The 12,450-nt window shown below is 54.1% G+C and carries 13 protein-coding genes and 2 pseudogenes; 6 read left to right on the top strand and 9 right to left on the bottom strand.

The window, feature by feature from the left end:
* Window positions 1–79: 79 nt before the first annotated feature.
* From AWU82_RS05790 to AWU82_RS05755, 9 genes are all read right to left on the bottom strand, one after another.
* Window positions 80–277: a hypothetical protein gene (locus AWU82_RS05790; RefSeq protein WP_190241559.1), complete on the bottom strand. Its 198-nt coding sequence runs from the start codon at window positions 275–277 to the stop codon at window positions 80–82.
* A gap of 259 nt (window positions 278–536) precedes the next feature.
* On the bottom strand, window positions 537–770 hold the full coding sequence (locus AWU82_RS05785) for a hypothetical protein (protein ID WP_190241558.1): 234 nt from the start codon (window positions 768–770) through the stop codon (window positions 537–539).
* 53 nt (window positions 771–823) lie between these two features.
* Window positions 824–1,045 (bottom strand): NAD-glutamate dehydrogenase domain-containing protein, encoded by a 222-nt coding sequence (locus AWU82_RS05780; protein ID WP_190241557.1) that lies wholly within the window; start codon window positions 1,043–1,045, stop codon window positions 824–826.
* A 380-nt stretch (window positions 1,046–1,425) separates the two neighbouring features.
* Window positions 1,426–1,644 (bottom strand): NAD-glutamate dehydrogenase domain-containing protein, encoded by a 219-nt coding sequence (locus AWU82_RS29315; protein WP_250645309.1) that lies wholly within the window; start codon window positions 1,642–1,644, stop codon window positions 1,426–1,428.
* 103 nt (window positions 1,645–1,747) lie between these two features.
* Window positions 1,748–1,891: a hypothetical protein gene (locus tag AWU82_RS29550; protein WP_418333521.1), complete on the bottom strand. Its 144-nt coding sequence runs from the start codon at window positions 1,889–1,891 to the stop codon at window positions 1,748–1,750.
* Between the two features lie 64 nt (window positions 1,892–1,955).
* Window positions 1,956–2,096, bottom strand: coding sequence for an NAD-glutamate dehydrogenase domain-containing protein (locus tag AWU82_RS29545; RefSeq protein WP_190241554.1), 141 nt, complete (start codon window positions 2,094–2,096; stop codon window positions 1,956–1,958).
* 790 nt (window positions 2,097–2,886) lie between these two features.
* On the bottom strand, window positions 2,887–3,282 hold the full coding sequence (locus AWU82_RS05760) for a hypothetical protein (protein WP_190241553.1): 396 nt from the start codon (window positions 3,280–3,282) through the stop codon (window positions 2,887–2,889).
* Between the two features lie 302 nt (window positions 3,283–3,584).
* Window positions 3,585–3,701, bottom strand: a complete 117-nt coding sequence (locus AWU82_RS29130) for an NAD-glutamate dehydrogenase (RefSeq protein WP_223290676.1) — start codon at window positions 3,699–3,701, stop codon at window positions 3,585–3,587.
* A 91-nt stretch (window positions 3,702–3,792) separates the two neighbouring features.
* Window positions 3,793–3,930 (bottom strand): hypothetical protein, encoded by a 138-nt coding sequence (locus tag AWU82_RS05755; RefSeq protein ID WP_190241552.1) that lies wholly within the window; start codon window positions 3,928–3,930, stop codon window positions 3,793–3,795.
* 4,282 nt (window positions 3,931–8,212) lie between these two features.
* On the opposite strand from AWU82_RS05755, the gene AWU82_RS29540 reads away from it, so the two are divergent.
* The 6 genes and pseudogenes from AWU82_RS29540 (at window position 8,213) to AWU82_RS05730 (ending at window position 11,985) form a co-directional block, all read left to right on the top strand.
* The gene (locus tag AWU82_RS29540; RefSeq protein ID WP_418333423.1) at window positions 8,213–8,359 is read left to right on the top strand and encodes a hypothetical protein; all 147 of its coding nucleotides are present in this window, start codon (window positions 8,213–8,215) and stop codon (window positions 8,357–8,359) included.
* Between the two features lie 31 nt (window positions 8,360–8,390).
* Window positions 8,391–9,394 (top strand): annotated as a pseudogene (locus AWU82_RS29535) (AAA family ATPase).
* 754 nt (window positions 9,395–10,148) lie between these two features.
* Window positions 10,149–10,464, top strand: a pseudogene (locus AWU82_RS29530) (hypothetical protein); the annotation flags it as partial.
* 336 nt (window positions 10,465–10,800) lie between these two features.
* The gene (locus AWU82_RS05740) at window positions 10,801–11,061 is read left to right on the top strand and encodes a hypothetical protein (protein WP_190241549.1); all 261 of its coding nucleotides are present in this window, start codon (window positions 10,801–10,803) and stop codon (window positions 11,059–11,061) included.
* 391 nt (window positions 11,062–11,452) lie between these two features.
* Window positions 11,453–11,686 (top strand): hypothetical protein, encoded by a 234-nt coding sequence (locus AWU82_RS05735; protein WP_190241548.1) that lies wholly within the window; start codon window positions 11,453–11,455, stop codon window positions 11,684–11,686.
* 161 nt (window positions 11,687–11,847) lie between these two features.
* A complete protein-coding gene (locus AWU82_RS05730; RefSeq protein WP_190241547.1) occupies window positions 11,848–11,985 on the top strand; it encodes a hypothetical protein in 138 nt (45 codons plus the stop codon).
* Window positions 11,986–12,450 lie beyond the last annotated feature (465 nt).

The raw sequence follows: 12,450 nt of genomic DNA, 5'->3' as shown, positions 1-12,450 counted from the left end.
GTTCGGCCAGCTTCGATGATCGGCAGCTGCGTGTAGAGGTGCGGACCGTAATGCGCCACCTTACGCGCCAGCAGTTCTGCTACTTGCGGCGGCGACATACGCAGGATACCACGCCTGCCAGTTGTCGCGGATGGCCCAGACGCAGCAGTTCGTCCAGCTTCAGATCCAGCTCTGTCACGTGCAGACCGAAATCTGCGACGTCAAGCGCTGCGTTCTGATCGTTCCAGTGTGGGAGATGCAAGATCTCACGCACGTAGCACGTAGGCGCCAGACGCATCAGTTCGTCCAGGTCAGCTCCAGTGGACTCGTTGAGCCGTTGAACCTAGGTGATGTCCATGTGCTTCGATCTGATCGGTACCAATCTGGGTGATGGAAGATCTCACGCTTCAGACGGTGACGACGTATGGCGTCAGACAACTTGCTGACCAGGGTCATGCCGGTGAACGCTGTGTGCCTTTGTACGAAGGTCAGGTACTTGTCGTTCGGCACCAGAGAGTTCAGCAGATGCTCCGTGAGGTCGATCTTGCGCTTCGAGATCAGTAACGACGCATGGCTTCAGAGAACGGGTCTGACCAGGGTCGGCAGCAACGCCGTTTGGCCAGTTGCTCGTCGGTCGGCAGGTACTCGATCGTACGATACCAGCGTGCCACAGCAGCTGCTCCTGGTCGCTCGATCTGACGCTTGTACTCGACGATCAGCACAGACAGCTCAGGACGGGTCAGACCAGGGACTGCAGCATCGAGTTCGGCTTGTTGTTCTTCGCTCAGCACCAGACTACCGACTTCGTACGATCATGCTTGCCACCAACTGCTTGCGTTGCTTATCAGACGCTTGTACTCGGCGATCCGCGCATGAACCACGGCGGGCAGCCAGGATCTGGACCTGTGTCTGCTTCGTAGTTGGTGCAGTCCACGCCACCAGACTTCTCGATGTAGTCGGTCTTGGAACTGCCGCCAGTGAGACTGATCTCCATTCGACTTAGTTGGGTCATGTCGAGGTTACCGCCCTCAACCACTTCGTTGCAGCACAGTTCGTTGATGTTCACGTCGTAATCGCAGCAGTGGCCTTGTCACCGACATTGGCGTGGATGTCGGTGTTGGAACTGTCACCATTGAGTACCGAACTCCACACGACCCAGTTCCATCATGCAGAGCTTACCGGCGCCTTGACCAAGACGTTGCAGCGCAGTTCGGTCCCGGTCACGCGTATCGGCATCGTTGGCCTTGTCGCTCGTTCATCGGTGGCGAGTTCGGTGATGGCTCTTCACGCTAAGTGACAAGATACCGCCGTCTTCACAGCATGATCCTCCGGTCGTAGTCAGACAAGGCCGTTCACGGCAGTTCGATCAGGCGCTCACGCTTGGCGAAGCTGGATGGCTGAAGCGCGCTTTCGGATCGATAACGAGATGTGCGATGTGCTTCAACGCTACGCAACAAGTTGCAGCTGCCTTCGGACATCATGCTGGTCGTCGTACTCGAACCACGTCGAACGCGCCAGATCGAACATGCGCTGACGCTCCGTGATGCTGGCTGCCTGGATATGGATGCCGCGATCGAGAAAGTGGTGCATGTACGTTGAACGCACGCAACCTGTGGCAGTGATGTCCATTTTCTTCTGGTCGTTACCGAACAAATCACCGGACATGTCGAACACGTCGACCGACCCTGATGCTGTAGTCCATGGACATTGATGCCGTGCTCGCGGATGTCGCGATGTACGTTGACCCACGTGCCCTTGGCCGCCGTGATCACCAGGTTCGGGTCATCGTAATCATGCCGAACCACCGTGACGCGAACGCGTCACCGAGTTTGAAGTCGTTCAGGTTGTTGGTGATGTCCATTAGGCCCGATATCGAAGATGCGGTAGCAGTGCCATTGTCCGCCGCGACCACCAGGTACGGGTCATCGTCGTCATGCCGCACGACGTTGGCAGGCGATACGGCAGGTTGCCGTCTTTCACATTCTCCGGTACGATGTCCAACTGCTTCGAATTGATGATGCGGTTACCAGGCCGAGGACTTCGGTACGCAAGTCTTCGTCACGGTCGGACCAGCCCAGTCCACCACGAGCAACATGGCAGGAAGCCGCACGTCGCACGCCTTCGACACGATGACCGAGTTATTCAAGATTGCTGAACTTTGACCAGGCCGAGGACTTCGGTAGCGCAAGGATCTTCTGCACGGTTGAACTTGAAGCTGAACTACCACGTGTTACATGGCCGTTGGCGTAGGTGCTCGCCTTCGAAGTGTGGTGAGTAAACGTTGATTTCGATCTGCGGCACAGGTTTCGACAGCTCGAGGCGATCTTCGTTGAGGACTTGAACGTCGTCCAGCTGAAGTCACGATGGCTTGTTCTAGACGTTGGTGTTGGTCGGCTAGATCTTCGCTGCCCAGCGTTGCGGTGATCAGGTCCAGATAACGACGCTGGATCAACCGGGTCAGTTCGTTGAGCGATGTCAATGTCGTTCAGTGCAGGCTGCATGGCCATGTTCCAGACGTTGTTGCTTAGCGTCCAGATCCTCGCTGCAGAGCTTGCGGGCCTAGGTACGAAACAGCGTCTTGTACAACCAGGGCAGGTCGGCGAGCAGCATCAGTCGGTGTGATTGTTCAGCGTGCTCGGCGATCTAGCCAAGGTCGATGTCCAGGCGAATCTGCGTCAGGTAGCGGGTCGTTGACTTGCTGCAGCGCCACGTCCAGCCATGGCAGGCCGGCGGTCAACACAAAGTCGGTGGATCGCAGAATTCGCGGCAGTTGCTATGGACGCAGGTGGTACGGGAACGCATCCTGCACGCGTAGGCCGTGGTGTTCCTGGATCGGCAGCACGTCGGACAGGCCTTCAGCGGCGGTGATCGGCGTGATACAGTCGTGCAGTCCAGAACTCGCGGCCGTTAGTGTGACAGCAGGCTGGTACGAGAACTCATGGCCAGCAGCGTCGTCTCGCTCAGGTTGTCCAAGATCGGCTGCATGTCGAACACGGCCGAATGCGCTGCGTATCGCTCGTGATACAGCTGGCAGGGAAGCCTTGCGTGGACCAGTCGGCCAGCACGTTGGTAGAAGTTGGCTTCGCCAAAGGTTTCTTCGCGCTCAGGGTGAGCATAGTCGTCCTGCATGCTGCGACCACGGCCTGGATCACTGCGTTGTCCAATTGCTGCGCGGTAGATGGCCAGGAAGTTTTTCGGGTAGTCGGCCAGCACGTTGATGCAGTTGGCTTCGCCGAAGCTTGCAACGGTCTCGGAGAAGTACGTCCTCAATGCGCAGCTGCGGCAGGCCTGCAGGCACTTCATTTTTCAATTGCTGCGAGTCGTCTGGCGATGCGGTTGGTCGAGTAGATGTCGCGAGGATCAGTTGGCCACGCAGGAGCAGAAACGACTCGGACAAGTATGTGCGCAGGAATTCACAGATCGTGTGGCCTTCATGGAGCTGCACGATCGACATCACGGTGCTGAATAGTTCTGGCGAACGGAGGCTGGAATAGATCGTCACGAGGCACGTACGTCCAGAAACTGAGCCAGTTACGTCCCTACGTGAGTCTTGGCGCTGGAACACACGGAGCGTCGTTCGAGTTCCTCGATCTGCACGATCGACATCAACGGTGATGACACGCACGTTTGTCGACCGGACTCTGGAACAGGTCGTCACACGGCAGCACTTCCAGAACCTGAGTCAGTTCCTTGATCACGTGAGCCGTCGGCCTCGATGTCACGGAGCGACACGTGAGTTCCGGTAGACCTTGCGACGGATGAACGCGGATCACATGCACGGCTTTCGCCGTACGACAGACGAGGTGTACAGGTTCATGAAGCGGTGTTCATGGCATAGTCTTTGATGTGGCGGTCGTCGTTGGTCAGACCGATGCGACACGTAGTCTGGGTCAGGCCGAGGAAGGTGTTCTGGTCGGATTCGATATGCGCCGCCTTCGGCCTGATCGACAACAGGGTACGCTTCGTAACCCAGGTAGGTCAAGTGGTTGCCCATCAGTCATTCCAGGTAGCGGTCTTCATTGGTCAGTTCGGTGCGTCAGCATCGTCGGCGAAGCCGAGGTTAGCGAGTTCTGGTCAGGATTTCCTGCATATTGGCCGTCATCGGCCTGATCGAAATCAGTGAACTCGTCGTAACCCAGGAAGGTCAACTAGTTGACCTCCTGCCAGTTCCTTGGACAGCTCATTCATTTCGGTCGTTTTGGCGGCAGCGACGGCGATTGCCAGGTTCATCGAGCGACTCGTGCAGCATGTCCTGCACCGGTGGTGCCTTTATCGGCTCGATTTCCGAGCAATGCGACGCGGACTTGCTCCCACGACGCTCGCTCCAGTTCCGTGGTCTGCACAGTCAATTCGGATGCTGTAGCCGCAACGGTTCAGTTCCAGGTACATCACCGACTCCTCCAGCAACGCCTTCGTCAGTGGTGCAGCTTTTGGCAGGATTTCCAGCAATGTGCCCTTGACTGCCACGACGTGACGTTCAGAATCGGTGGTCTGTAGACTGTGCACTTGCGGTTGCGCGTGATCGATGCAGCTCAGTACGCACCGAGTCCACGCAGAAACAGTACAGTCATGCTGCAGCTCGGAGACGCGACGTGTGGGTCAACTCGTCCAGCCAAATGATGTTCGTAAGAAGGGTTCTACGAACAGCGCCACTTGTGGTTGTGCCTGTTCACTGATGTGCTCAACCAGGCGCCACTTGCAGTTAGTGCTACAAGTCAGCTTTGATGGCTGCGGTGAAGAACGACATCTGTGGTCAGCTCCGCTTGGGATTGTGATTGATGAAGAAGTGTTCAGCGTACAAAACCACTTGTGGCAGTGCCTGTTCACTGTTGTCCTGTGCCTGTATCGCGGGCAGTGGATACTGGATGTCAGCTGGGCTGAATGCGGTGAAGAACGACATCTCTGGTACTCAGCTTCACCTTCTTATGAATGGAAAGCATCGCGTGCAAAAACCACTGTCCGGCGCCGTTCGCGGCGCCATGGTAATGAATTTACGGGTAGAGCATACAGGGTGACAGCTGGGTGAAGCTGGATGAGACAATCTGGTCTCATTGCACTGCTGCGACATGATTCGGTCATTGGCAAGTAAACGAAGGCTGCCGCATGGCACAACACTAGCAGGGCCATGGACAATGCCTGGACGGATGATAATCCGATTGCCCAGCTTATTCGGTGCGAAAATGTGTCTGCTTGAGCTGCTGAGACATTTTCGCGCATTCCGCTCGTAAACGTACCCCTGCGGTCATGCCACAACACTAACAGTGGATGGACGACTTAGACGGATTAAAACAAGTATTTACAACACATTCGTCTACATTATGACTAACTGAGCAAAGAAAATGCCCACAAAAACTTCAGATCATATGCTTACAACCTGATTTCTGTCGACTTTCAAAATGGCAATGACTATAAATGTAAAAACATGCTACGTACGAAGGATCGGCTACTTTATATACAAACAGCAAATTGAATATGTCACAACTAAAACTTCACGAACATATTCTTATATGCCGATGAATTGTGGGAATTAATCAAGGTAATCCTATAAATGTTAAAACATGTGACATCCGCACAAACGATCCGGCTTGGGAAATGCACAAGGAACTTGCATAGGTTCACAACTCGAACTTCAAAATGAATACATCATACGCATGCAAATGGCTTGTAGCAAATATTCAATTTAAACTAAACATCAAAGATAAGCAGGTATCACATCCGCTGAAACTAGCCATTACGAAATCCGATGCATGGGTTATCCCGCGCAATTCAAACATCGTCTACGAACTCTTATGTAAGAAAAATCTTGAACTCCAACATCCAATTCGAACTAAACATCAAAGAAAGCAAAACTTTATCCAAAGCTGAAAGCAACTTACAACGGACGCATGATTATCACCGGCATCAAATATCGTCAACGAACTGTTATTTCAGAAAACACACTGATACGCCAACAACAATTGAAAACCGAAAAGACCGAAAATCTGGACTTGCAACAGGCTGCCGAAGCAACGTACAACGCAGATGATCCTCACAGATCAGAGTGCAAGACTGCAAGCCCGCCTAACTGCACTTATCGAAGCCCAAACAAATCGCCGACGAAAACGCAAGGCTCGCGCCTTGCAACAGGATGCCGAAGCAGAGCGACGAGCACAAGAACGCACGTAGGCATGCGTTGCCGACGCCAAGAAAGACATCCTGCTGAAATTCGGCGCGAACCTGCATCAAATTGTCGATGGATATTCAAAAGGACATTGCAGGCAAGAAGAGCCGAAGCTACACAGATGCCATGCAGCACATGCGAGCAAGTGACGTTCATTGCCGAACGCCAAGAAATACAGCCTGCAGAAATACCCGTGCGATCCTGCATCACGTTGTGATGCATCTTCATAAAGCGACATTTCAGGCAAGAACATCCGAACCGACTCGCCAAGCCATGTAGACCTGACCAGCAAAGTCAGGACCAACCCGAACGCAAGGCTCAGCCAGAAGGATACTCATTGCGTTCCGGGACGGCGACTGAATGCATTTGATAATGCGACCTACATGGAGAATATTAACTGACGGGCCAAGGAGTTGGTGCGCTGACTGGCAATGGCGTTACAACCACTACTTTCCCTGATTGAGAAGTTCCTCATGCAGTGCTGGGACGGCGTTACTGGAAGCGCTTTCGATGCTGCAGTTGATGTGTATGGATGCCAAAGCAGTGGAAACAAGTAAACTGCTCCGTCCTTAACGCTATTACCAAAACTACGTTACCTGATTTCGATTCCTAATGCAATCCGGCTCATCAGTCATTGAGCCGGTTATCGCAATCGCTGCAGCAGCGATTTTTCTGGACACCAAAGCAATGCAAAAAATAGAAAAGTCTCAATGATTCAACGCAATTACGTTTTAGCGATAGCCTCACTAATAACCTAATGCAATCAAGCTTAATAGTCCCGATTATGCCGGTGATCAAGCTCACAACGGACACATCATTGAAAATTTAATGAAAAGCTACTGAATTGATAACATCGCCTTCTGGTCTTAGAGATTCCCGCTAAGCTCAATAATAATCATAAACTTGATAGTCCTGATTATGCGTGATCAATATTTCGCCAGCCTCGTAATTTTACTGAACAGTTACATAATCGATTTCCAATCAATCGTCTGATTTTACCAAATTCCGCGATACAAGTATCTTTTCATAACATTGACAACGATATTGATATATTCCCTTTTAGTATTTGAAGCTGTATTTTAATTCTAAAGACTTAATAAATCAGCGTTCCAAACTCAGAATCATCAGATTTAACTTTACTTTGTTATTCAATGTTCTCTTTTACATGTTATTGTTTTCGATATTGATCTGCTACCTGTACTCGTGATTCAAAGCCTGATTTCAATTCTACTGATCGAATAACTCAAGCTTTTAAACTCTAAATCAGCACCCTTAACTTTCGTTGTTATTCAATGTTCGCCTTTATCAGTTAGTTGTGGAATATGGCTTCTACCTGAACTCGTAATATCACCTTTTTGAGTGATACCCCTTATCGACTGCCAAGTCAAGATTTTAACAGCCTAATGACCACCACCCTTTTCATCGTTAACCCGTCCAGTACGACGAACATCACAACAGCGGAAATGCTCTGCTGACACTGCGACAAAAGCAACTTGTTCCTGTGGCACCCGTCGAGCCCGACAAGTCAGGAATGACCCATGCAAATCACCACTGCACTGGTGAGCCGTCATCCCGTGATGACGTCGAAGAAGTCAACATGACCATGACTCTGTTGACACAGCGAAATCGCCGCGACAGATGCCTGATGAGTTGATATCCGGACGAGGATGTGCTGGAAATCACCTTCAATCGCGAGACATCGTCCATCTGACTGAAGTCAAGGTAACCCTGAACAACATTCTTGTTGATAATCGAACCTATAGCAGCGGCAGATGTCGATGCGTTTGAACGGGCATCATCTGCTGGAAAGCCACCTTCAATACGGATATGCTGGACTACTGACTGAAGTCGAGGTAACTCTGAAGAACTGGCTTGATAGCGATACTGGCACATATGATCACCGCACATTTCATGCTTTTCAAATGGCCTACAATTGCTCGCAAGTCAGTTCCCACACGGGTACGCATAATACAGTTAGTACGCCATCACTGTGCGAGCTGGATTAAAGTAACGCCATCAGCCCCGGCATTATCCGAACACCTGTACCTCTCCCGTTCCACAAACAGTCCATCAATGGAACAGCGTCATGTCCTGCTGGCGTTGCGCAAAATGTCGTTAATCGCAGATTCTCGGCCATGGATTAAACTAATCGACCCCTTGCTCATCGCCCTGATCGCCAACGGCCACATGCTGGTCGAACGTGCTCAGGAACTGGCATAGATCAAAGCGATCATGAAGAGCTCGCTGAGCGCTGCGAACCTTTCTTTCATCGCAGTCAGTCTCACCCAGGAAATACTCATCGAGCGCTTGATCATCACCCTGCTCGCCGACGATCATATCGTCTGGTAAAAGGTAGCTTCGGGGTCTAGCCAAGACCAAAGCGTTCACAACCTGATGCTCGCCGACGAAATCGAAGCCCTGTTCCAGCGCATGCAGTGCAATCAGCACTTGCTGCCGAACGACATCACCGAACATCGAGATATATCGTCCGGAAACCGGCAGCTTCGTGTTCCAGCTAGGCGCCGATCTTTCACAACCTGGTGATGGCCGACGAAATCAACCGATCGACCAGGCCAAGGTACATATCAGCCTTGCTCGAAGCCATGCTCGAACGTTTCAGGATGCACGTGTAAATGCGTTGCACGGACGAGGCTGTCGAACGCTGGTTCTGGTAATAGGCTCACGCAGAAGCCCTGATCGAGCAGGAAGGTACCTAGCCCGATCGCCCGATCAGCCAGCAGCTCGATCGTTGCCGCATGCAAGTGAAATCCTCGGTCTGTACAGGACGCACGCCGTCGAACGCCGAATACCTGGTGCAACTGGCTCAGGGCCAAGCCCTAAACGGCCAAATTCAACCCCGAAATGGCCGAGTCGATCGCCTACAGGCGATCTGCGCCGCGTGCATCGATAGCCCTCGACCGCTGTACATGCGCGCACGCCGTGGAGGAATACCTGGTCGCAACTGCGTCATGGCCACGCGCAACCCGACCAAGTTCGACCCGGTAATGGTCGACGTGCTGCGTCTACCGCATCAGTCTGTCGTGGCTCGATCGCCCTAGACCGCTGCGCATGCGATCACGATTGGCTGGTGCAACGGATTCGCGACGTCGTCAGCCGTCGCTTGACATTCAGGATCGCCTCCCTGTTCGTCCGTACTGCGTCATCCGCATCAGTCTGTCGTTCGAAGCTGATCCAGATGGCATCGACCACGTGCGCGTAGTGCAACGGTTTCTCGACGTCGTAGCCAGCGCTTGACCTCGATGATCGCCTCCCTGCAGTCCGAATCGAAATTCCGTAGTCAGCCGCGTCGACTTCGATCGAGATGCGGGTCTATCAGGCCGGCGACGAAGTGCAGCTCTTTTCGACTGCCGAGTCACCGCAGCCCACTCAGCAACCTGCATCACTCAAAATGTTTCATGAGGAACGCGAACGGCCGATTTTCATCATGGTGCGAGTAGAGCACGCCGCTGTTTTTCGACGACGGGCGCATCTTCAACTCGGTGCGTGACGCGCACGGACTGCAGCGATGATCGGCTCACCAACACTGGGTCATAACGAACGCGTACGGCCGATTGGTCTTCATGGTCGACAACGAGCACGACGATATTTTTCCGCGCCGCAGCTGATGTTCAAGTCGGCTGCTAGCGGCGCAACCGCCGGCGCTGATCGGCTACCAGGCACTGGGCCACAACGACCGGGTGCCGGATCGCGATGCTGTTCGGCGTCAACGATGCACTACGAAAGCAAACTGCGCCGCACCAAGCAAAGTCTGCTGCATCGTGATCTACCATCTGCGTGAACTGTCAAACAGTCGCTGAACAGCAAGTGGGAGCCGGTTGTCGCGCCATTGCGTTCGGCGGATGCTGCTGCTGTCCGAGCCACGCGACCACGTCCTGCCACCCGCCAGTCTGCTGAGAGTGATCGCCGATCGAGGCGCGCAGCTGGAACTCGACACCCTCGAATTGCAATTTGAGCCTGTTCTACCGCGCCATGGCCGATCTGCGGATCGCTGCCGCTGGCCGATCCATTGGACTACGCCCTGAACGCTGCGCGGCCTGCTGAGATTCGCTGAGCACGCAGAGCGAAACTGGTACGAGCACATCCGCAATTTCCATTTACCCGCAGACCTACCGCGCAAAGGTCGATGAACGGACTCGAACAACTGCAAATGCTGATCGCCCAGAAACTGCGAGTGCCTGCTGATGCCGCTGAGCACTCAGAGCGAAATGGCTGCTGATTTTGCTGTTGCCCGTGATTCCTTTTCCAGTCTAGCGGCTGCGGAATGGTCGATGAACGATCTAGAAAAAACTGGTCATGCGCGCTGATCTCCCGCGCCATCCGATTGCGCTTCTGGCTGCACGCACCGAACTGGTGGCTGATGCTTTTACTCTTCGACGGTGATTCGGTTGGCAGTCTGGCGGCTGCAGCGTTTCATTCCGATTAAGAAAAAACCGGTCGTGCGCAACCATCTACCCCTACAGCCAGTGCCACATCGCTCAACGCGCCGCAAATGGCTGCAGTTGCTCGACAACCCTTCCACGGCGCCCCGGTCGGACCCGGTGGATGCTGCTCCTCAAAGGCGTGCTACAAACCCCTGTGCAAACGCAACCATTAACCCATAGCAGGCCTGACCCACACACTCGACACCTGGATCCGCAAATATGTTGGAGTTTCGCGTCAACCGTGGATTTGCCGCCGGTCTGACCCGCTGCATGGTGCTCGTCGATGGCGCCTACATACTGCCGAGTGCAAACTCGACAACAAAGCCATCGCCGGCGCTGAACCAGGCAGTTGACACCTGGATGACCTGCAAAGCATCGTTTGACGTCGCGTGGCCGGGCCATTTTGCCGGCGTGGTGCCAGCTGCCATCGTTCATGCGCCTCGTGCTTGTTGCTGGCTGATAGCCGCCAGCTCGCCCTGAAAGTGAGTTTCCTGCGTGACCTGCTAGCCCATTGCTCGCCAGTCGCGACCGGATCTATCTGCTGGCGGTGGACGTGTCCAGCTCGCATCGATTTCATGGACATGCTATGGTTCGTTGAGGACGTCAGTCGCCTGTCGCTCGTCCAGCATTGGCTCGGTGAATTCCTGCCGATTGCCGCCACTGGACGTGATCTGTTGGTCGCGGTGGATCCTGTTCGGCTGCCATGGATTTTCTGCACATGCAATGCTACGACGTGTGACCGGCAGTCACCGGTCGGGTCTGGTTCAGCATGTAGCGCGGATCGACTTCGCTGGAAAGAACACCGCGATTGGCGACCCCATCGGTTTGATCCTGTTGCGCCTGCGCAGGCGTATCGGCACAGAGCCGAGTGATGTTTGACTGGTGCACCGTTCGGGTCTGGCTCGATCAAGCGCGGATCGAAATCGACCCGCTAGAACACCGCAATACTGGCGACGCCAGCGATCTGGCCCTGAAAATCGACCTGATCGGCATCGGCGTCCGATCCCGAAGAAAGCCGAGTCACGGAGTTGCTTGGTGGCAACCCGACCGCGCGATCAATGGAGGCGAAATCGACACGCTAGACCATCGCAAAACTGGTCACTAGCGAAGGCGTGAATTTCGAGCCCGAGACGGTATGCAGCGCCAAGCCCGATCAAAGCGACACCACGGCGTTCAGCTTGAACCGGTAACTCAACAATCGACTCTGGACCAACCGGCACTCAAGCGTTATAGCAGTGGTCACTGGCAGGCGTCCTACTGCTGAGCATGCGACTGGTAACCAGTGTGTTAGTGATCAAGGACAACCCGCTGCATCAGCTAGTCACCAAGGAGCTGTATCTGCAAACGACTCAGGCCCGACTGGCGCAAGCGTCTCTAGCACTGGCCTCTGCGCAGGCGCCCTGATGATCAGCATGCTGCTGGTCGCACGTGTGTTCTGGCCCGACTACCTGTTGCTACGGCTATTGCTCCAAGGAGCTGTATCTGCAAAGCTCTCTGCACCGACTGAAACGCGAGCGTCGCTAGCACATGAGTCTGCCGACGCGCCGTTCATCGCCACGCTGGCTGCACTGGTTCCGTACCTGGTCGCTGTTAGCTAGTTGCCGTGGCTCGCCCTGAGCGTGATTTGGCTGCTCTCGATCCTGGCAGATACGCGCGGGTCGAGCTGGCAGATGAGTCGAACAGACCAGCCTGTAACCCGCCGACCCTGTTCAGTGGTGGTAGCTGGTACTGACACCAAGTTGAAATGCGTCGCCACTGAGCGTCGCTTGCCTACTGACGATCCTGGAGCTGCTCCGGCGCAAGCTGGTCGAACGGCTCGAACAGTCCAGCCAGAAACCCGCAGACCGCCTTCGTCGTGGTCGCTGGAAC

The organism is Pseudomonas glycinae, from assembly GCF_001594225.2.
GTDB classification, from domain to species: Bacteria; Pseudomonadota; Gammaproteobacteria; order Pseudomonadales; family Pseudomonadaceae; genus Aquipseudomonas; species Aquipseudomonas glycinae.
This window is presented reverse-complemented; position numbering and strand designations above follow the sequence as displayed.